Origin of the sequence: Pseudoduganella rivuli (assembly GCF_009674485.1) — a bacterium.
GTDB classification, from domain to species: Bacteria; Pseudomonadota; Gammaproteobacteria; order Burkholderiales; family Burkholderiaceae_D; genus Rugamonas; species Rugamonas rivuli_B.
Window position 1 is genome coordinate 351,124 of record NZ_WKJJ01000003.1, and the last position, 21,421, is coordinate 372,544.

The following is a 21,421-nucleotide window of genomic DNA, read 5'->3' on the forward strand; positions in this document are numbered from 1 at the left end:
TGCCGGATCGCAAGGCAACCCTGGCGTCAGCGGCGCACTTTGCGCAACTTTTTGCGGCACACGCGCCTGGACACGCTGTCCATTGCGCTGCCGGCCGCGATTTTTTCCGCGTCATATTGCTCGTATTTGAAATTGCCGATGGCTTCACCCTTGCCCATGGCGTCCGGATAAAACGCCTGCGCCTGCAAAGTGGCCGTGTGGTCCTGGCATGCGTACAAGTGCTGCACGCGCATCGAGCGGTAGGGTTTGCCGTCCGGCGCCGTTTGCTCCTTGCGGAAATTGCGCATGACCCAGGCGCTGCGGCCATTGTTTTCTTCCTTGATGGAAGCCAGGTCGACATAGACTTCGGGATTGGCGCCGCGCCCCACGCGGGTCCATTCCGCAGCGTGCGCGGCGGGCAGGGCGGTGGCGGACACCGCCAGCAGCAGCGCCGAAGACAGGGCGCGCATCACGGCACCAGCGGTTTTTTTGCGGCCAGCTTGGCCTTGACGTCGGTGACGGCCCGGTCCAGCGCTGCCATGCGCACGGCAATGGCGGGATGGGCCGCCGTGTACCCATTCAGTACGGTGGCCGGATACTGGCTCGACAGTTTTTGCCAGAACGGTTTGGCGCGGTCGATGTTATAGCCGGCCCGTTGCAGCATGTAGATGGCCAGCGTATCGGCCGCCGCATCCAGGTCTTGCGGCACCGGCTTGATGCCGCCTCCGCCAATCAGCAGCGACGTGTCCGGCTTGGCGCGCACCAGGTTGTCGATCATGCTGCCTTGCGTGCCGGTCTGGCGCATGGCGCCCGCGTGGCCAAGCACGTTGTGGGCGATATCGCGCGCCAGCACGTAGGCGATGGCTTCATCACTCTGCGCGAAGTTCATCATGCCGCGCGTGATGGCGACGCGCTGGCCATCCGCGTAGGAATTGATGTTGTCGGCGTTGCCCAGCTGGATGCGGATCGCGCAGGCCCGCGTGACGGGTACGTTCAGGGTTTGCGACAGGCCGCTGCGGCCGATGGTGAGGTTCAGCGCGGCGCGGTTGCCGACCAGCGGGCCCAGCACTTCGGCCGCCTGCGCTTCCGCATCGGGGCCGCCGTGCAGGGCCTTGTCTTCGACGGCGATCAGGCTGTCGCCCTTGCGCAAGCCGGCGCGGGCGGCGCCACTGCCGGCCAGTACGGAACTGATTTGCAGGCGGTCGCCATAACCGAGCACGGCGGCCGCCGCTTCACTGTATTCGCCCGGATAGGAATAACGGTTTTGCGCCGTGAAGCCGAGCAGGTTGCGCGCCTGGTTGCGGCACAGGTCGGCATTGTTGATTAACAGGGGAGCGGAAACCCGCGACAGGCGGTCTTGCAGCGCCACCATGTTCTTCAGGCTTTCCTGCGCCGCCACGGCGCGCGCGGACAAGCCATGCTGCGCTTCCTGCGCCGGTGGCGTGTAGGGGGCGGGGCCGTCGGCCGGGGCCGGCTGCCCGGGCCAGAGGGTGGAACAGCCTGCCAGCAAGGTCGCGGCGCCTGCCGCTGTGAGATATACCGCTAAACGCTGAACCTTGCCTGCCATTGCCATGTCCTCTTCTTAATGTTTGCCGGTGCTCCCGAAACCGCCTTCGCCGCGTTCGGAATTGCCGAATTCTTCCACCACGTTGAAGCCCACTTGCAGCACCGGCACAATGATCAACTGCGCCAGCCGTTCCATCGGGTTCAGCGTAAACGTATTGTGTCCCCGGTTCCAGGTGGAAACCATTAGTTGTCCCTGGTAATCCGAGTCAATCAAGCCTACCAGATTACCCAGCACGATGCCGTTCTTGTGGCCCATGCCGCTGCGCGGCAGGATCATGGCGGCATAGCCCGGATCGGCGATGTGAATCGCCAGGCCGGTCGGCACCAGCACGGTCTGGCCGGGCTCGATCACCAGCGGCGCGTCGATACAGGCGCGCAGGTCCAGGCCGGCGCTGCCCGGGGTTGCATAGGCCGGCAGCTGTTCTTTCATGCGCGGGTCGAGGATTTTGACGTCTACGGTTTTCATGTGCTTACGACTTTTACGAAGGTGTTACGGGTTGATTACGATTGCGGCGAGAACAGCGAGTGCTTGTCGATGCGCTTGGAAATTTCCGAGATCAGCGCGCGCGCCAGCGTCAGCTTGTCGGCGCGCGGCAGGATCGTGTGGCCGTTTTCATCGAACAGGATGATGGTGTTGTCGTCCTGGCCGAACGTGTGGTGGCCGATGTTACCGACCAGCAGCGGGATGCCTTTCTTTTCGCGCTTGGCGGCGCCGTATTCCAGCAGGTTTTCCGATTCCGCGGCAAAGCCCACGCAATACGGATAGCCGGCCAGGCTGGTGCGCTGGGCCACGGTGGCGAGGATGTCCGGATTCTGTTCGAACTTCAGGTCCGGCACGGTGCCGTCGCCGGTCTTTTTCATCTTTTGCGTGCTGGGGTTGGCCACGCGCCAGTCCGCCACGGCGGCGACGGAAACGAACACGTGCTGGCCGTGCACGGCGCGCATGACTTCGTCGTACATTTGCTGCGCGCTTTGCACGTTGATGCGCTGCACGCCGAACGGCGTCGGCAGCGCGGTGGGACCGGAAATCAGCACCACTTCGGCGCCTGCTTCACGGGCGGCGCGCGCCACCGCGTAGCCCATCTTGCCGGACGACAGGTTGGTAATGCCGCGCACCGGGTCGATGGCTTCAAAGGTCGGACCGGCCGTGACGAGGATGCGCTTGCCTGCCAGGACTTTCGGCTGGAAGGCCGCCACCAGTTCGGCCAGCAATTGTTCCGCTTCCAGCATGCGGCCCAGGCCCACTTCGCCGCATGCCTGTTCGCCGGCGGCCGGACCGAAGATGACGATGCCATCCTCTTTCAGTTGCTGCACGTTGCGCTGCGTGGCGGGGTTCTGCCACATTTCCACGTTCATCGCGGGCGCCACCAGCAGCGGCACATGGCGCGGACGGGCCACGCACATGGTCGACAGCAAATCGTCGCAGGCGCCGTGCGCCAGCTTGAACATGAAATCGGCCGAGCAGGGCGCCACCAGTATCGCGTCCGCATTGCGGGTCACGTCGATGTGTGCCATGTTGTTGGCCACGCGCGGGTCCCACTGGCTGCTGTAGACCTGCTTGCCGGACAGCGCCTGCATGGTCACGGGCGTAATGAAATGCTCGGCCGCGTCGGTCATCACCACTTGCACGGACGCGCCTTCGCGCGTCAGCGCGCGGCACAGTTCCGCGGCCTTGTAGCAGGCGACGCCGCCCGACAGGCCCAGGACGATTTTTTTGCCCTCGAGTTCCATGATGGTTCCTTTATTTGTTCACGCGGCGCAGTTCATCGAGGATGAACAAGCCCGCGCCGATGCAGATCGCCGTGTCCGCGATGTTAAACGCGGGGAAGTGGCCCAGCGATGGCCAGTGGAAGTCCAGGAAGTCCACCACGTGGCCATACAGCAGCCGGTCGATCACGTTGCCGATGGCGCCGCCCATGATGAGCGCCAGCGCCCAGCAAAACATGCGCTGTCCCGCGTGGCGTTTCAGCAGGTAGACGATGTACAGCGCGGCGGCAATGCCGATCCCCGTGAACAAATAGCGCTGCCAGCCGCCCGCGTTGCCGAGGAAGCTGAAGGCCGCGCCCTTGTTGTAGGCCAGCGTGAGGTTGAAGAACGACGTCACCAGCAAGTCTTCGCCATAGCGGAAGGTCTTGTTGATGGTGATCTTGGTGATCTGGTCCAGCAGGATGATGATGGCGGCAATGCCCAGCCAGGGCGCGAGTCCGCCGCCGCCGGAAGAGGATACTTTTACTGCGATTGGTTTCGATTTAGCCATGAGCGCCAATAAGAGGGAATGCGGCGGGTTGGTAAAACCCGCCGTATGGTGTGACGACGCGTGATCGCTTATGCGAACTTGCGCTTCTCGCCCGCGCCAAACAGGTTGCTGTGGCAGCGGCCGCACAGGCCCGGGTGATCGGCATGGGTGCCCACGTCGGCGCGGTAGTGCCAGCAGCGCTCGCACTTGGCCGCTTCCGACGCTTTCACTTCCACCGCTTCATCCGCTTCCGACGCCACTTGCGCCACCTGCGCCTGCGACGTGATGAAGACGAACTTCAGGTCCTCATCCAGGCTGGCCAGCAGCGCGTATTTGTCGCCGGACGCCTTGATCAGCAATTCCGCCTGCAGCGACGAACCGATCGCGCCGGACGTGCGCACTTCTTCCAGCTGTTTGGTGACGTCGGCACGGACAGCGCGCAGCGCCGCATACTTGGCCAGCAGCGCCTCGGCATCGGCAACGGCCGGGAATTCCCAGTACGTTTGCGTGAAGATGGTTTCGTCGCTGGCGGCGAACGCTTCCTTGCCGGCGAAGACTGCCCACGCTTCTTCCGCCGTGAACGACAGCATTGGCGCCATCACGCGCAGCAAGCTTTGCGTGATGTGCCACAGGGCCGTCTGGGCCGAGCGGCGCGCATGCGAATCCACGGCGGACGTGTACAGGCGGTCCTTCAGGATGTCGAGGTAGAAGCCGCCCAGGTCTTCCGAGCAGAAGTTCTGCAGCTTCGACACCACCGGGTGGAATTCATAGTTGTCGTAGTGCGCGGCGATTTCCTTTTGCAGCGCAGCGGTGGCGGCCATCGCATAGCGGTCGATTTCCAGCAATTCTGCAACCGGCACCGCGTTCTTCGCGTTGTCGAAGTCGGACGTGTTGGCCAGCAGGAAGCGCAGCGTATTGCGGATGCGGCGGTACGATTCCGTTACGCGCTTGAGGATCTCGTCCGAGATCGACAGCTCGCCCGTGTAATCGGTGGCGGCCACCCACAGGCGCAGGATGTCGGCGCCCAGCTTGTTCGACACGTCTTGCGGAGACACGGTGTTGCCGACCGACTTCGACATTTTCTTGCCTTCGCCATCGACCACGAAGCCGTGCGTCAGCAGCGCCTTGTAGGGCGCCGAGCCGTTCAGCATGGCCGACGTCAGCAGCGACGAGTGGAACCAGCCGCGGTGCTGGTCCGAACCTTCCAGGTACAGGTCGGCCGGGAAGTGCGACTGGTCCGGGTGCGAACCGCGCAATACCGTCTGGTGCGTGGTGCCGGAATCGAACCAGACGTCCAGCGTGTCCTTGTTCTTTTCGTAGTGGGCCGCGTCGTCGCCCAGCAACGTGGCCGGGTCCAGCGCCTGCCACGCATCGATGCCGCTCTTGGCGATCAGTTGCGCGACCTGTTCCAGCAATTCCGGGGTGCGCGGGTGCAGTTCGCCGGTTTCCTTGTGGATGAAGAAGGCCATCGGCACGCCCCACTGGCGCTGGCGCGACAGGGTCCAGTCCGGACGGTTGGCGATCATGCCGTGCAGGCGCGCCTGGCCCCAGTCCGGGAAGAAGCGGGTGGCGTCGACGCCTTTCAGCGCGGCCTGGCGCAAGGTCGGGCCGCCATCTTTCGGGTGCGCGTCCATGCCGGCAAACCACTGCGACGTGGCGCGGTAGACGATCGGGGTTTTATGGCGCCAGCAGTGCATGTAGCTGTGGTCGAACATTTTCAGTTCGAACAGCGCGCCCGCTTCGCGCAGCGCGTCGCAGATCGGCTTCGATGCTTCCCAGATCGTCATGCCGCCAAACAGCGGCAGGGTCGACACGTATTTGCCGTCGCCCATCACCGGCTTCAGGATTTCGTCATCCTTCATGCCGTGCGCCTTGCACGAGATGAAGTCGTCCAGGCCGTACGCGGGCGCCGAGTGCACCACGCCGGTACCGCTTTCCGTGGTCACGTATTCAGCCAGGTACATCGGCGAGTAGCGGTCGAAGAACGCGTCGCGCGCATGCAGCGGGTGTTTGAAACGGATGCCGGCCAGCGCGGCGCCGGTCGCGGTGCCGATCGTCGTGCCTTCCAGCTTGTAGCGCGACAGGCACGATTCCACCAGGTCTTGCGCCAGGATCAGCAGCAGCGGCTGGCCGTCGCGATTGGTTTCCACCAGCGCGTATTTGACCTCCGGGTGCACGTTCAGCGCCTGGTTGGACGGGATGGTCCAGGGCGTGGTGGTCCAGATCACGATGAAGCCGTTTTCCGTCGGCAGCTTCGGCAAGTCGAAGGCGGCGGCCAGCTTGTCGTGTTCGGCAAACGCAAAGCCCACGTCGATGGCCGGGTCGCGCTTGTCCTTGTATTCCACTTCCGCTTCGGCCAGCGCGGAACCGCAATCGAAGCACCAGTTCACCGGTTTCAGGCCGCGGTAGACATAGCCTTTTTCCAGCATCTTGCCCAGCGCGCGCAACTCGTCCGCCTCATTGCCATAGTTCATGGTGAGGTAAGGGTTTTCCCACTCGCCCAGCACGCCCAGGCGGATGAAGTCTTTCTTCTGGCGTTCGATCTGCTCGTGCGCATAGGCGCGCGCCTTGGTCAGCACTTCCGCGGTCGGCAGGTTCTTGCCGTACTGTTTTTCGATCTGGATTTCGATCGGCATGCCGTGGCAATCCCAGCCCGGTACATAAGGGGCGTCAAAGCCGGACATGGTGCGCGACTTCACCACCATATCCTTGAGGATCTTGTTGACGGCGTGGCCGATGTGGATATCGCCGTTGGCGTACGGCGGACCATCGTGCAGCACGAATTTCGGACGGCCCTTGGCCGCCTTGCGGATACGCTGGTAGATCTTCTTGTCCTGCCATTCCTTGACCCAGTTCGGTTCGCGCTTGGCGAGGTCGCCGCGCATCGGGAATGGGGTTTCGGTCATATTGACCGGGTACTTGCTGGGAGCCTTCTTGTTGTCAGACATGGATCGTTCTTTAATGTTGGAGATTCGGCAGGCGCCGGCCGGGGCCGGGCGCCGTGATTGTGGTGAGCGGCGTGGCGCTCAAATTCGGTCGGTGGCGGTGACGGCGCCGCTGCGCTGGGCAAACCACGCGCGGGCTTCACGGGCGTCCTGTTCGATTGCCGCCGTCAACGTCGGCAAATCGATGAATTTTTCTTCGTCGCGTATTTTCTTGAGGAATTCAACCCGCACGTTTTCGCCATAGCAGGGGCGGTTGAAGTCAAAGATATGCACTTCCAGCAGCACGCGGCCGGCGTCTTCCACCGTCGGACGCACGCCCAGGCTGGCGACCGCCGGCAGCGGACCGTCCGCCAGGCCATGCACCTGCACGATGAAGATGCCGCCCAGGGCAGGGCGGTGCGGCACGCGCAGGTTCAGCGTGGGGAAGCCGATGGTGCGGCCCAATTTGGCGCCGTGGATCACGTGGCCGGAAATCGAATACGGGTGGCCCAGCAATTGTTCCGCGTGTTCAAAGTCGCCGTTGTGCAACGCGACACGCACGGCGGAACTGGAAATGCGGTGGTCGCCATTCATGACGGTTGGCAGGATGTCGACTTCAAAGCCATATTTGCGGCCGGCTTCCATCAGCATGTCGACGTTGCCGGCGCGCCGCGCGCCATAGCAAAAGTCGCCGCCGACCATCAGCCATTTCACGTGCAAACCGTCGACCAGCACGTTTTCCGTGAATTCCTGCGGCGTGAGCGAGGCGAACGGGGTGCTGAAGTGTTCGACGATGACGCGGTCGATGCCATTGTTCGACAGCGATTGCAGCTTGTCGCGCAAATTCGCGATGCGGGCAGGGGCTTTCGACAGGTCGCCGGACTTTTGGGCAAAGAATTCGCGCGGGTGCGGTTCGAAGGTCATCACGGCCGCTTCCAGGCCCAGCCGGTCGGCGGCAGCCCGTACGCGCGCCAGCAACGCCTGGTGGCCACGGTGGACACCGTCGAAGTTGCCGATAGTCAATGCGCAGGGCGCGCGCGCTGCAGCATTGGGAAGTCCGCGAAATACCTTCATAGGATTTTTGCGCTAAAAAACAGGCTTAAATGGGGGATTATAAGGGCTGGGAAGCAATTTGACCTAAGTTAAGGATGGCGGCGAAGGATCGCATGCGCGGCGCTGTTTGGTCCGGCCATAAAAAAACGCTGCCCGAAGGCAGCGTTTTCATCGGAGCTGAAACGAATCAGCCGCGGTTTTGCAGCACGAAGTAGCGTGCCACGTCGGCTTCGCCATTGGTGCCCTTGACGGTTTTCAGCGTTGCCACGCCGGCAGCTTTCTTGCCCGCGTTGATTTGGCCGATGCCGTAGTGCAGCTTCATTTCTTCAGGACGCTTGGCGGTGCCCAGCTTGATCGCCTGATCCATCAGTTTCAGGCCCTGGTCGCCCTTGCCGGCGGAAACCAGTGCAAAGCCCAGGTTGAACAGGGCGTCGGCGTCCTTGTTCTTCTCGGCTTCGGCCTGGGTGGCGGCTTGCTTGGCGGCGAATTCGGCTTCCGTTTTCAGCGCCAGGTCTTTCAGGCGCTTGTGACGGTCGGCGTCGGCACCCTGGCCCAGGGCGTTTTTCTTGTAGCCCTCGTCGATGATTTTCAACGCTTCAGCCGGATTGCCGGTTTGCAGCGACAACTGGCCCATTTCCATGAATTCCGCCGGCTTGTTCAGCAGGCCCAGCGCCAGTTTCAGGCGCAGGATATCCAGGTTCAGCGTGCTGGAGAAGCCAGGCTTGGTCACCACGCGCTGCAGCAGGTCGGCCCAGTAGCTGTTTTTAGGATAGTTGCCAGCCAGTTTTTCCAGCGTCTGCACGTAGCCGGCCTTGTCATTTTGCTTCAGCTGGATGTTGGCCAGCATTTGCAACTGCGATTCGGAAGCGCGGCCGTTGGCTTGCAATTCCTTGGCGGCTTCAGCGTACTTACCCGACACGTAGTAAGTCTGGGTCAGCAGCTCTTGCAGCTGAGCATTGCCTGGATTGTCTTTCAGCGCGCGCTGGATCCAGGTAATGGCTTTTGGGTAATCCTTGGCCTGGTAGTACAGGCTGGCCAGGGATTGCGTGAATTTTGGTGCTTCCGAGGCGGACAGCTTGCCGGAATTGATCACGGCTTCAAAGGCGCGGGCAGCGGTTTCGTGGTCGCCGGCTGCTGCCGCTGCCGAGGCGCGGGTGCGCTCGATCAGGTATTTCTCGTGTTCGGACTTGCCGCCGACTGCGTCGGCTTCCTTCAGCTTGGCCAGCGCATCCTTGTTCTTGCCTGCCGCCGCCAGTTTCTGTGCTTCTTGCAGTGGTTTGCCGACTTCTGGGCGGACAGCATCCGCAGCGTAGGCAACCGACGTCATGCCGACCATGGGGGCAGCGGCGTTGAAGCCGATGGCGGCCATCACCAGGCCGAGATGCGCGAGACGAAACTTGGTCATAAGGAAGTGTTCTTTCTTAAAAAACAATAGGCAGGAATGACCTGCCTATTGTACATACGTACGGATTACTGGAACTGCTCGTTACCGACCAGGCCAATCTTGGTGACGCCCAGGCGCTGAGCCGCAGCCATCACGCCTGCAACCGCGTCATACTGAACCAGCTTGTTCGGACGCAAGTGAACTTCAGGCTGGTCGGCTTGCGCCGCCACGTTCATCAGCTTGGCTTCCAGCGTGGAACGGTCTGGAACGACCTGGTTATCCCAGAGAATCGTGCCGTCGAAGTCCACGTCGATCGTCACCACCACTGGTTCCTTGGTTGGCGGCGGCGGGGTGCCGACCGGCATGTTCAAGTTCACAGAGTGGTTAGCTTTTGGAATCGTGATAATCAGCATAATGATCAGCACCAACATGACGTCGATCAGCGGCGTCATGTTCATTTCCATCATTGGTTCCGGATCGGCGCTAGGAGCCTTGCCGCCACCGACATTCATACCCATGAGTTATTCCTTTCTTGAAATCCGTCCGGAGGGAAACCATCCGGACGGCGAGTGCATCAGCCCCGGTCAGGCGGCTCGGTAATGAAGCCGACCTTCTGGATGCCTGCACGCTGGGTGGTGTAGATCACCTTGCCGACGGATTCATAACGGGCATCTTTGTCGCCACGTACATGAACTTCCGGCTGAGGAATTTTCACCGCCTGTTCTTTCAGAAAATCGAACAACTCATTCGTGTCCGCCATCTTTTTCTGATTCCAGTAAATGTCGCCATCCTTGTTAACAACGATGTTGACGTTTTCCGGTTTCGCCTGGATCGGCTGGTTCAGCTCTTTCGGCAGTTCAATCTTCTGCAGTTTGAGCACGACCGGGCTGGTTACCAGGAAGATAATCAGCAGAACCAGCATCACGTCCACGAGGGGCGTGGTGTTGATCTCTGACAGGACGGCGTCGTCATCTCCGCTATCGGAGCCTACAGACATACCCATGATTAATTAACCAATCTTTTTAGCAGCAGCAGCGCCAGCCTGGGAGGTCGACATTGCGCCGGAAATCAGCACGGAGTGCACGTCAGCGGAGAACGAACGAACGTCTTCCATTGCGGTCTTGTTGCGGCGAACCAGCCAGTTGTAGCCCAGAACGGCAGGAACTGCAACCAGCAGACCCAGCGCGGTCATGATCAGTGCTTCACCCACTGGACCTGCAACTTTGTCGATCGATGCGTTACCGGTCATACCGATGTTGGTCAGCGCGCCGTAAATACCCCAAACGGTACCGAACAGACCGATGAACGGGGAGGTCGAACCAACGGTTGCCAGGAACGACAGGCCATCAGCCAGGCGGGACTGTACTTTGTCAACAGCGCGCTGGATCGACATGGTCACCCAGGTCGACAGGTCGATTTGTTCCAGCAGGGCGCCGTCGTGGTGCGAGGTTGCCTTGGTGCCGGTTTCAGCGATGAAGCGGAATGGCGAACCTTCGGTCAGCTGCGACGAACCGGCAGCGATCGAGGAAGCTTTCCAGAACTTGGCCGAAGTTTCTTTCGACTGTTTGAAGATTTTTTGCTGGTCGATCAGTTTGGTGATGATGATGTACCAGGAACCCATCGACATCAGGGCCAGAATGATCAGGGTAGCGCGTGGCACGAAACCACCGGCCCACACGGCAGCGAAGCCGAATGGATTTTCCACTTCTTCTTTACCGCCGTGTGCAGCAGCAGGAGCTGGTGCAGCAGCGTCAGCAGCTGGAGCAGCTGGTGCGTCCGCCGGAGCCGCTGCCGGTGCCGATGCGGCAGCCGATGCAGGCGCGTCAGCCATTGCCGGGGCGCTCACCAGAGCGGTGGCTGCGGTCACCGAGAACAGCACTGCGGCCAGTACAGCGGACAAACGGGTATTCTTAAACATGCTTCCTCCAAATTAATAAAATAATCAGTTCGCTGGATGTGTTTCAGCGACTGCTACTGCTAGAGAGACGATTTTTTAATTAGTCTCGGTTTTTTATTCCAGCGTCCAGACGTACTGTACTTTGGTCCACTCTTGCACCGGATGGCCATCCGCGGTGGCAGGCTTGAATTGGCACTTGCTCAGGCCAACTTGCGCTGCTTTATCCAGGTCACGGAAGCCACTGGATTTTTCAACCTTTGCTTCCAGAACCCGGCCGTCAACGCCAACCAGGAACGCCACCGTCACAGTACCGGTTTCTTCGTTACGCAACGACGATTTTGGCCATTCTGGTTTGCATTTTTCCAGGTCACCCCGTGGCAGGGTTGCAGCCACTTTCGCAGGAGGCGCTGGCGGTGCCGGCGTTCCGGCAGCTGGCGGGGCCTTCTGGATTTCCGTCGTCGCAGGCTTCACGTTAGTCGCATTGGAAATAACGTTTTGCGCTGGCGGCGGGGTCTGCACGTTCACCTCAACCGGCGGAATGAATGGCGGTGGTGGAGCCTTCATTTCTGGCGGTGGTGGTGGTGGCGGCAGTTCTTTTGGCGGTGGTGGTGCAACTTCCTCGATGATCTTGGTTTCAACCGGCTCGATCATTTTGGCGACCAACCGCTTGCCCAAGCCCGTCACGATCCCGTAGCCAATCAGGATGTGCAACAGGACCACGATGGTAATACCTGTGTAGTTCTTCCCGGTATCTTTCTCGTTATGCGTGAAATTCATGCCTGCTTTCTCCAATACCAACTCTCTTTGTACTACTTGAACCCCGTCAAGACGGACAACGAAAGCTCCATGGCCGCATCCGGGACGTCGCGGAATTATACATACGAATTCTCAGAATTACATAGAAATTTGGCTCCTAAAACCGGTTAAATTTCATGTGCTTAGCCCCTTTCGGGACCGTGGGCCTGCACCTTTCTGGTTCAAAAAGCAAGCTTTTCGCGCACTTTTTCAGTGGCTGAACAGGTCATGCTTGATGAAGTTTTCTTTGCCGCGAAAAAACGGAATTTCATTTCAACGGATGCGGCATTTTCATCGCAAAAGTTTTGCGTTTGCCGTTGCTGCTATGCAACTGCAAGCCTCTTGCCATATAAGCAGTATAGAAGAATTTCGCAGACAGAGACCCGCAAGTCAGGGCTGAATTTTCTTCTAATGTTATGCAACCGGCATGTTTTCGGCGGGTTCCAGAGCCCGTCCTACGGTCGCGGAAAGTATGTTCATAACAGGCGGGTCTGGACCCGCCCTGGCGCCTCTATATAGAGAGCGGATTTCGGCCCGCTCTGCGCAGCATCAAATGCTGCGATTACGCTTTTCGCGCTTCACTTCCAACTGGTTGATGACATTGCCATGCGGGTCGACGGTCTCCAGGTGGACATCGAAGCCCCACAGGCGCGCCACGTGTTTCAATACTTCATTGGCTTGCTGGTTCAATGGCCGCCGGTTGAATTGCGTATGCCGCAAGGTCAGCGCCCGGTCGTCGCGGGTATTGACGGACCAGACCTGGATATTCGGTTCGCGGTTGCCCAGGTTGTACTGTTCCGCCAGTTGCTGGCGCAGGTAGCGGTAGCCCAGTTCATCATGGATGGCGGACACCGCCAGCTTTTCATTCTTGTCGTCGTCCAGCACGGCAAAGAAGTGGAACTCACGGATCAGCTTGGGCGACAGGTATTGGGCGATAAAGCTCTCGTCCTTGAAATTGCGCATGGCAAAGTCCAGGGTCTTGCGCCAGTCGCTGCCCGCGATGTCGGGGAACCACTCCTTGTCTTCCTGCGTGGGGTTTTCACAGATGCGGCGGATGTCCTGCATCATCGCGAAGCCCAGCGCATACGGATTGATGCCGTTGTAATAAGGGCTGTGCACGGGCGGCTGGAACACGACGTTGGTATGGCTCTTCAGGAATTCCATCATGAAGCCGTCGCCCACTATGCCTTCGTCGTACAGCTGGTTCAGGATCGTGTAGTGCCAGAACGTGGCCCAGCCTTCGTTCATGACCTGGGTCTGCCGCTGCGGGTAGAAGTATTGGCTGATCTTGCGCACGATGCGCACCATTTCGCGCTGCCATGGTTCCAGCAGCGGCGCGTACTTCTCTATAAAGTACAGCAGGTTTTCTTCCGGCTCCGGCGGGAAGCGGGGCGGCGGGCGGTCGATTTCCTCTTCATCGCGGCGTGGCAGGGTGCGCCACAATTCATTGATTTGCGACTGCAGGTATTCTTCCCGTTCCTTTTGCTTTTGCTGTTCCTGCGCCAGCGACAGCTTGGCGGGACGCTTGTAGCGGTCCACGCCATAGTTCTGGATCGCGTGGCACGAGTCCAGCAACAGTTCCACCGCATCGATGCCGTGCCGCTGCTCGCACTCGGCAATGTAATTCTTGGCGAACACCATGTAATCGATGATGGCTTCCGCATCGGTCCACGTGCGGAACAGGTAATTCCCCTTGAAGAACGAGTTGTGGCCATAGGCCGCGTGGGCAATCACCAGCGCCTGCATGGTCAGGCTGTTCTCCTCCATTAAATAGGCGATGCAGGGATTCGAATTGATGACGATTTCATAAGCCAGGCCCATCTGGCCCCGCTTATAGCCTTTTTCCGTGCTGAGGAAGTGTTTGCCGAACGTCCAGTGGTTGTAGGAGACCGGCATGCCGACCGACGTGTAAGCGTCGATCATTTGCTCGGCCGTGATGATTTCCAGCTGGTTGGGGTACGTGTCCAGGCCGAAACCTTCGGCCACCCGGCGGATTTCTTCGTGCGCCTGCTCGATCAGCTCGAACGTCCATTCGGACTGTTCGGGCAGGGCGCGCGGATGTGGAACGCGTTTCGTCATTTGGTTCATAACAGGCACTCTCTCCAGGCGGCCTACTTGGGCTGCTTTTTGAACAGTTCGCGGAATACCGGATAAATGTCGGCCGGCGTCACGATCTTTTGCATCGCAAAGTGCGGGTGGTGGTCGGGCACCATCGTATATTGCTCCCACAGGTTTTGCGGCGGACCGTCGGTGATTTCCACATACGTGTAGTACTGCACTTTCGGCATGATGCTGTTGACCAGCAATTGCTTGCACAGTACCGAATCGTTATCCCAGTTGTCGCCGTCCGATGCCTGCGCCACGTAGGCATTCCACGAACCGCCGCCGTAGCGCTCGTCGATGATCTTGTTCAGCAGGTGCAGCGCCGACGAGACGACGGTGCCGCCCGACTCGCGCGAGTGGAAGAATTCGTTTTCATCGACTTCCGCGGCGGCCGTATGGTGGCGGATGAACACCACTTCGATCTTTTCGTAGACGCGCTTCAGGAACAGGTACAGCAGGATGAAGAAACGCTTGGCGGTATCCTTGCGGCTCTCATCCATGGAGCCGGACACGTCCATGATGCAAAACATCACGGCTTGCGTCATCGGCTTGGGCACCTTGATGCGGTTGCTGTAGCGCAGGTCGAACGGGTCGATAAACGGGATCGCCAGCAAGCGCGTGTGCAAGTGGTGGATCAGTTTTTTCAGTTCCAGCACATAGGGATCGTCCAGTGGCGCGCCCGCTTCCAGCAGTGCCGACAATTCATGTTCCGCTTCCGTCAGGCGCTTGCGGGAACTGCCGCCCACGGCTATGCGGCGGCCCAGGGCGCCGCGCAGCGAACGCAGGACGTGGATGTTGGAAGGGGTGCCGGACACGGTATAGCCGGCACGCTGGTTCTTGAATTCCGTGGTGGCCGTCAACTGGGTTTTCACCATGTGCGGCAATTCCAGGTCTTCGAAGAAGTAATTCATGAATTCTTCGCGCGACAGTTCGAAGATGAAGTCGTCTTCGGAGATCTGGTCGCTGTTGCCGGCCTTGCCGCGGCCGGAGCCGCCGCCGCTCTTGGGACGGTTGATCTGGTCGCCCTTGAGGTATTCCTGGTTGCCGGGATTGATGACTTCCCACACGCCGCCATGGGCGTGGCCAAACGTGGGTTCGTTCACGTCCTTGACGGGAATTGAAACTTTTTCGCCATTCTCGACGTCGGTGATGGAGCGCCCTTTGATGGCGCGTCCTACCGCATCCTTGATCTGGCCCTTGTATCGCCGCAGGAACCGTTCGCGGTTGACCGCGGACTTGTTCTTGCCCTGCAAACGACGGTCGATGAGGTGAGTCAAAGTGCCTCCTGCTTCTATTCCGGCGTTATTGCCGCGCACGGCGCCGGGTTTCGCGGGGCGGTTTCACCGGTGGTGAAACCGCCCCGCGCCTTGCCTCGCTATACGAGGTCATTATGCACCTCTTACGACGACTTCTTACGAAGACTTCCTCACGCGCAGATACCATTCGCACAGAAGACGAACTTGTTTCGCCGTATAGCCTTTTTCCACCATGCGCGCAACGAAATCCGCGTGCTTGTTGGCGTCTTCGGCCGAGGCTTTCGCATTGAACGAAATCACCGGCAGCAGCTCTTCCGTATTCGAGAACATTTTCTTCTCGATCACCGTGCGGAACTTCTCATAGCTGGTCCACGCCGGATTTTTGCCGCCGTTGTTGGCGCGGGCGCGCAAGCCGAAGTTGACGATCTCGTTACGGAAATCTTTCGGATTGCTGATGCCGGCCGGTTTTTCAATTTTCTCCAGCTCGTTGTTCAGCGATTCGCGGTCGAACGATTCGCCCGTGTCCGGATCGCGGTATTCCTGGTCCTGGATCCAGAAGTCCGCGAACGTCACATAACGGTCGAAGATGTTCTGGCCATACTCGGAATAGCTTTCCAGGTACGCTGTCTGGATTTCCTTGCCGATGAACTCGACATAGCGCTGCGCCAGGTGTTCCTTGATGTAGGACAGGTATTTCTGTTCCGTCTCCGGCGGGAACTGTTCGCGCTCGACCTGCTGCTCCAGTACATAGAGCAGGTGGACCGGGTTGGCGGCCACTTCCGTATTGTCGAAGTTGAAGACCTTGGACAGGATCTTGAACGCAAAGCGCGTCGACAGCCCGTTCATGCCTTCATCCACGCCCGCGTAATCGACGTATTCGTGGATGGACTTGGCTTTCGGGTCCGTGTCCTTGAGGTTCTCGCCATCGTAGACCAGCATCTTGGAGAACAGCGACGAGTTTTCCGGATCTTTCAGCCGCGACAGGATTGCGAACTGCGCCATCATGCGCAGGGTGCCGGGCGCGCACGGCGCTTTTTCCAGCGACGAATTGGCCAGCAGCTTGTCGTAAATCTTGATCTCGTCCGTCACGCGCAGGCAATACGGCACTTTGACGATGTAGATCCGGTCCAGGAATGCTTCGTTGTTGCGGTTGTTCTTGAAGGCTTTCCATTCCGATTCATTCGAGTGCGCCAGGATGATGCCGTCGAACGGGATCGCGCCGAAGCCCTCGGTGCCCTTGTAGTTGCCTTCCTGCGTGGCCGTCAGCAGCGGGTGCAGCACTTTGATCGGAGCCTTGAACATCTCGACGAATTCCATCAAGCCCTGGTTGGCCAGGCACAGGCCGCCGGAATAGCTGTAGGCGTCCGGATCGTCCTGCGCATAGTCTTCCAGCTTGCGGATATCGACCTTGCCGACCAGCGACGAAATGTCCTGGTTGTTTTCATCGCCCGGCTCGGTTTTCGAGATGGCGACCTGTTTCAGGATCGATGGATAGCGGCGCACCACGCGGAACTGGTTGATGTCGCCATTGAATTCGTGCAGGCGCTTGACCGCCCAAGGGCTCGGGATGTTGCGCAGGTAGCGGCGGGGGATGCCGTAATCCTCTTCGAGGATGGTGCCGTCTTCCTGTTCGTTGAACAGGCCCAGCGGCGATTCATTGACGGGCGAGCCTTTCAGGCAATAGAACGGCACTTGCTCCATCAACGATTTGAGCTTTTCAGCGATGGATGATTTACCGCCACCAACCGGGCCCAGCAGATACAGGATCTGCTTGCGCTCTTCCAGGCCTTGCGCGGCATGACGGAAGAACGACACCACTTGTTCAATCACTTCCTCGGTGCCATAAAACTCGCGGAATGCCGGATAGATCTTGATGACCTTGTTGGCGAAGATGCGGGACAGGCGCGTATCGTTGCGCGTATCGACCAGCGTCGGTTCGCCAATGGCAGCCAGCATGCGTTCCGCGGCGGAAGCGTACGTGAGCCGATCCTTCTTGCAAAGCGCCAGGTATTCGGACATGGACATTTCCTCTTCCCTGGTGCGTTCATACCGTGCTGCGTAGTTGTCAAAAATGGTCATTTGAATGTCCTTTATTGAATAAACCTGCTAGTCACTTGGTCGGCAGTGATGCCTGCTGGCCTTTGCTGTGGTGAGTGTGTTTCTCCCTATCTTTTTGTAGTTATTGTTGTGTGCTTCCAGCGACCTGCGGAGGCACGGATTGCCCGTGCCGCGGTGCTGTGTTGTTGGGCCGTGCGGAGGATGGTTGCCGGCATAGTTTTGCGCTCTATGTAACGCATCTTACGTTGATGAAATTAATTATTGCTCCACTGCTTCAGGAAGTCAAAACATATGTCGCAATATCGTTAATAGGTTTCCGTAAGGCGTTGAATTTAAATTGGAAAATGATTGTTTATCATGTATTTTCCTATGCTTTTCAACACCGTTCCGGTGCCTTTTCGCCACATTATCATGGCTGAGGCGCTCATGCCTGCACGCATGGAATTTCCGTGCTGCGATAAACTGCGTGCATCCCTTCCAACAATGAGAGAACAGCCATGACGAACAATCAGTTGCGCACCGTGGTGCAAGCCATGCCGAAAGCGGAATTGCACATCCATATCGAAGGGTCGCTGGAACCCGAACTGATCTTCGCGCTGGCCGAACGCAATGGCGTGCAACTGACGTATCCCTCCGTTGAAGCGCTGCGCCAGGCCTATGCATTCAAGGACTTGCAATCGTTCCTCGACATTTACTATGCGGGCGCCAGCGTGCTGTTGAAGGAGCAGGACTTCTATGACATGACGGCCGCCTACCTGAAAAAAGCAGCGGCCGACAATGTGCGCCACACGGAGATTTTCTTCGATCCGCAAACGCATACGGCGCGCGGCGTGCCGATGGAAACCGTGGTCAACGGCATCTACAAGGCGTGCCAGGATAGTCCCGTATCCGCAACACTGATCCTGTGCTTCCTGCGCCACTTGTCCGAAGAAGACGCACTGGAAACCCTGGAACAGGCGCTGCCGTTCCGCGACAAGTTCATCGGTGTCGGCCTGGATTCGTCCGAAGTCGGCCATCCGCCGGAAAAATTTGCCCGCGTGTTTGCCCGTTGCCGCGACCTGGGCTTGCACCTGGTCGCGCATGCGGGCGAAGAAGGCCCGCCGGCCTACATCCAGTCCGCGCTGGACGTGCTGAAAGTCGAGCGCATCGACCATGGCGTGCGCATCCTGGAAGACCGGGCGCTGACGGAACGGGTGGCGCGCGAAGGCATCGCACTGACGGTCTGCCCGCTGTCGAACACCAAGCTGCGCGTGTTCGACCAGATGCAAGACCACAACCTGGTGCAACTGCTGGACGCCGGGCTGGTGGCCACCGTGAATTCGGATGACCCGGCCTATTTCGGCGGCTACATGAACGACAACTTCCTGGCCGTGTTTGACTCGCTGCCGCTGGGCCTGTCGCACGCGCAGCGGCTGGCGCGCAACAGCTTTGTTGCTGCGTTCTTGCCGGCCGAACAAAAGCAGGCGTTCCTGGATGAAGTCGACGCCTATTTCGCCGCGTTACCCGTGTAAAAGAACGGGGCGCACGCTCCGTAGGGCGGTTTGGCACAGCCAAGCCGCCATGCATGCCATTCAACCATTAAGGCACGCTTAACAAATCCCCTTCATGCTTTGACCTTGGTCAACTTTGTCCACCAGGGAACCCGATGTTTGCTCAAGCAATCCGCATGACTTTGCGCGACTGGCGCGCCGGCCAGTTGCGTTTCCTGCTGGTGGCGCTGGTGGTGGCGGTGGCGGCCTTGTCCGCGTCCGGCTTTTTCATCGACCGCCTGCGCGCCGCGCTGGAGCGCGATGCGCACCAGTTGCTGGGCGCCGACATGGTGGTCACGGCCGACCAGCCCGCGCCGCAGGCGTGGCGCGATGAGGCCACGCGACGGGGCTTGCAGCAAGCCTACACGGCGGTGTTCCCCAGCATGGCGCAATCGGGCGAGGGCGAAGCGTCGCTGTCGCAACTGGCCTCGATCAAGGCCGTCACCAGCGGCTACCCGCTGCGCGGCCGCGTGCGTGTGGCGGCGGCGCCGGACCAGGCCAATGACGGCTTGGGCGATCCCGCCGCCGATATTCCCGAGGCCGGCACCGTGTGGGCCGATGCGGGCTTGCTGCCGGCGCTGGATACAAAAGTGGGCGGCGCCATCCGCCTGGGCGACAAGACTTTCACCATTGCGCGCCTGATCGCGGCCGAGCCGGACCGGGGCGCATCGTTCATGAATTTTGCTCCCCGCGTGATGCTGAACGCCGCCGATTTGCCGGCGACGGGCCTGGAACAGCCGGGCGCGCGCATCACGTACCGCATGCTGGTGGCCGGCAAGGACATGCAAGCCGTGCAGGCGTTCGACGACTGGCTGCAGGCAACAATCAAGGCCGATAATGTGCGCAACGTACGGCTGGAATCGCTGGAGGCGGGCCGCCCTGAAATGCGCGCCACGCTGGACCGGGCCGACCGCTTCCTGTCGCTGGTGGGATTGCTGTCGGCCATGCTGGCGGCCGTGGCGGTGGCCATGGCGGCGCGCCGCTTCATGGCGCGCAACCTCGATGCCTGCGCCATGCTGCGCTGCCTGGGCTTGACGCAAAACCAGGTCACGTTGCTGTACCTGATTGAATTCGCGCTGGTGGGCTTGCTGGGCTCGCTGCTGGGCGTGGCGTTGGGCTACGTCAGCCATTTCGTTCTGCTGAAATCGCTGGGTGCGCTGATGGTGGCGGATTTGCCGCCCGCCACGCTGATCCCTGCGCTGCAAGGCATGGCGGTCGGCATGCTGTTGCTGGCCGGCTTTGCGTTGCCGCCCGTGCTGCAATTGCGCAATGTGCCGCACAACCGCGTGATCCGCCGCGAAGCGGCCGCGCCGCAGCCGATGGCGCTGGCCACCTATGGCCTGGGCCTGGCGAGTTTCTTTGCGTTGCTGCTGTGGCAGGCGCGCGATGTGAAACTGGCATCGCTGACGGGGCTGGGTTTCCTGGCCGCGTTCGGCCTGTTTGCCCTGGCCGGCTGGCTGGGATTGAAGGTGTTGAAACCGCTGCGCGGCGCCGTCAACAACCAGGCGTGGCGCTTTGCCGTGACGTCGCTGCAGCGCCGCCCCGGCGCCACCGTGGTGCAAGTGGTGTCGCTGGCGCTGGGCTTGATGGCCTTGCTGTTGCTGACGGTGGTGCGGGGCGACTTGATGACGGCATGGCGCAACGCCACGCCGCCCGATGCGCCCAACCGTTTCATCATCAATATCCAGCCCGACCAGAAAGATCCGATCACCGCGAAGCTGGGCGCCGCCGGTGTCGCGAACGTGCCGATGTATCCGATGATCCGCGGCCGCCTGACCGCCATCAATGACAAGCCCGTCACGGCCACCACGTATACGGACGAGAGGGCCAAGGGGCTGGCGGAACGGGAATTCAACCTGTCGACGATGGCGGACATCCCGGCGGAAAACAAGATCGTGGTCGGCCGGTGGTATGCGGACCAGGAAGGCAAGCCGGAAGCGTCGGTGGAAGAGGGCATCGCGAAAACCCTGGGCCTGAAACTGGGCGACCGCATGCGCTTCGATATCGCGGGCTCGCCGGTGGAAGCCACGATCACCAGCTTGCGCAAGCTGGAATGGGGCTCGATGCGCGTGAATTTCTTTGTCGTCATCAACCCGAAAGCCATGGCGGACACGCCGCAAACGTGGATCACGGCCTTCCACTTGCCGAAGCAGCATGCCGCCATGGGCAATACGCTGGCGCGCGAATATCCGAATTTGACGGTGGTCGACGTGGGCGCCGTGCTGCGCCAGGTGCAGGCGGTGCTGGACCAGGTGATCGTGGCGGTGGAATTCCTGTTTGGATTTACGCTGATTTCCGGCGTGCTGGTGCTGTACGCGGCGCTGATGGGGTCGCAGGATGAGCGTACCCGCGAAGCGGGCCTGTTGCGCGCGCTGGGCGCCACGCGGCAGCAATTGTCGCGTGCGCAATTGATCGAGTTCCTGCTGGTGGGCGCGCTGGCCGGCCTGCTGGCCGCCACGGGCGCCGCCGCCATGGGATGGGGGCTGGCAACCTACCAGTTCAAGTTCGAGTGGGTATTCAATCCGGGCGTGTGGGGCGCCGGCCTGGCCGCCGGGGCGCTGTGCGCGATTGTCGGCGGCTACTTTGGCTTGCGCAGCGTGTTGAAGCACCCGCCGTTGCAGACGTTGCGTAACGCGTGATT

General features: G+C 60.3%; 17 protein-coding genes. 2 read left to right on the top strand and 15 right to left on the bottom strand.

What is annotated here, in order from left to right; genetic code table 11:
• Window positions 1-26: 26 nt before the first annotated feature.
• The 15 genes from GJ700_RS06450 to GJ700_RS06520 all read right to left on the bottom strand — a co-directional run bounded on the left by GJ700_RS06450 (window position 27) and on the right by GJ700_RS06520 (window position 17,272).
• Entirely contained in the window at window positions 27-449 is a 423-nt protein-coding gene (locus GJ700_RS06450) for a surface-adhesin E family protein (protein WP_195763799.1), read from the bottom strand.
• A complete protein-coding gene (locus GJ700_RS06455; protein ID WP_229506834.1) occupies window positions 449-1,546 on the bottom strand; it encodes a M48 family metallopeptidase in 1,098 nt (365 codons plus the stop codon). The genes GJ700_RS06450 and GJ700_RS06455 overlap by 1 nt, the downstream gene beginning before the upstream one ends.
• 15 nt (window positions 1,547-1,561) lie before the next feature.
• Complete coding sequence (dut, locus tag GJ700_RS06460; protein ID WP_154371828.1) at window positions 1,562-2,011, bottom strand: dUTP diphosphatase; 450 nt, start codon at window positions 2,009-2,011, stop codon at window positions 1,562-1,564.
• A gap of 35 nt (window positions 2,012-2,046) precedes the next feature.
• A complete protein-coding gene (coaBC, locus tag GJ700_RS06465) occupies window positions 2,047-3,276 on the bottom strand; it encodes a bifunctional phosphopantothenoylcysteine decarboxylase/phosphopantothenate--cysteine ligase CoaBC (RefSeq protein ID WP_154371829.1) in 1,230 nt (409 codons plus the stop codon).
• Between the two features lie 10 nt (window positions 3,277-3,286).
• Window positions 3,287-3,802: a signal peptidase II gene (lspA, locus tag GJ700_RS06470; RefSeq protein ID WP_154371830.1), complete on the bottom strand. Its 516-nt coding sequence runs from the start codon at window positions 3,800-3,802 to the stop codon at window positions 3,287-3,289.
• Window positions 3,803-3,870: 68 nt separating this feature from the next.
• Window positions 3,871-6,729 carry an isoleucine--tRNA ligase gene (gene ileS, locus GJ700_RS06475; RefSeq protein ID WP_154371831.1) on the bottom strand — a complete coding sequence of 953 codons (2,859 nt, stop codon included), beginning with the start codon at window positions 6,727-6,729 and terminating at the stop codon, window positions 3,871-3,873.
• A 78-nt stretch (window positions 6,730-6,807) separates the two neighbouring features.
• Window positions 6,808-7,779, bottom strand: a complete 972-nt coding sequence (locus tag GJ700_RS06480) for a bifunctional riboflavin kinase/FAD synthetase (protein WP_154371832.1) — start codon at window positions 7,777-7,779, stop codon at window positions 6,808-6,810.
• Between the two features lie 166 nt (window positions 7,780-7,945).
• Window positions 7,946-9,163, bottom strand: a complete 1,218-nt coding sequence (locus tag GJ700_RS06485; protein WP_229506835.1) for a tetratricopeptide repeat protein — start codon at window positions 9,161-9,163, stop codon at window positions 7,946-7,948.
• Between the two features lie 65 nt (window positions 9,164-9,228).
• Window positions 9,229-9,660 carry an ExbD/TolR family protein gene (locus GJ700_RS06490; protein WP_195763800.1) on the bottom strand — a complete coding sequence of 144 codons (432 nt, stop codon included), beginning with the start codon at window positions 9,658-9,660 and terminating at the stop codon, window positions 9,229-9,231.
• Window positions 9,661-9,716: 56 nt separating this feature from the next.
• The gene (locus GJ700_RS06495) at window positions 9,717-10,145 is read right to left on the bottom strand and encodes an ExbD/TolR family protein (protein WP_154371833.1); all 429 of its coding nucleotides are present in this window, start codon (window positions 10,143-10,145) and stop codon (window positions 9,717-9,719) included.
• Between the two features lie 6 nt (window positions 10,146-10,151).
• Window positions 10,152-11,060: a MotA/TolQ/ExbB proton channel family protein gene (locus tag GJ700_RS06500; protein ID WP_195763801.1), complete on the bottom strand. Its 909-nt coding sequence runs from the start codon at window positions 11,058-11,060 to the stop codon at window positions 10,152-10,154.
• Window positions 11,061-11,153: 93 nt separating this feature from the next.
• Window positions 11,154-11,816 (bottom strand): energy transducer TonB, encoded by a 663-nt coding sequence (locus GJ700_RS06505; protein WP_154371834.1) that lies wholly within the window; start codon window positions 11,814-11,816, stop codon window positions 11,154-11,156.
• 567 nt (window positions 11,817-12,383) lie between these two features.
• On the bottom strand, window positions 12,384-13,913 hold the full coding sequence (locus GJ700_RS06510; RefSeq protein WP_371867851.1) for a SpoVR family protein: 1,530 nt from the start codon (window positions 13,911-13,913) through the stop codon (window positions 12,384-12,386).
• Between the two features lie 32 nt (window positions 13,914-13,945).
• Window positions 13,946-15,214, bottom strand: coding sequence for a YeaH/YhbH family protein (locus GJ700_RS06515; RefSeq protein WP_154371836.1), 1,269 nt, complete (start codon window positions 15,212-15,214; stop codon window positions 13,946-13,948).
• Between the two features lie 135 nt (window positions 15,215-15,349).
• Window positions 15,350-17,272: a PrkA family serine protein kinase gene (locus GJ700_RS06520; RefSeq protein ID WP_154371837.1), complete on the bottom strand. Its 1,923-nt coding sequence runs from the start codon at window positions 17,270-17,272 to the stop codon at window positions 15,350-15,352.
• Between the two features lie 476 nt (window positions 17,273-17,748).
• Between GJ700_RS06520 and GJ700_RS06525 the strand changes: the two genes are divergently transcribed.
• On the top strand, window positions 17,749-18,762 hold the full coding sequence (locus GJ700_RS06525; protein ID WP_154371838.1) for an adenosine deaminase: 1,014 nt from the start codon (window positions 17,749-17,751) through the stop codon (window positions 18,760-18,762).
• Window positions 18,763-18,896: 134 nt separating this feature from the next.
• Window positions 18,897-21,419, top strand: coding sequence for an ABC transporter permease (locus tag GJ700_RS06530; protein ID WP_154371839.1), 2,523 nt, complete (start codon window positions 18,897-18,899; stop codon window positions 21,417-21,419).
• Window positions 21,420-21,421 lie beyond the last annotated feature (2 nt).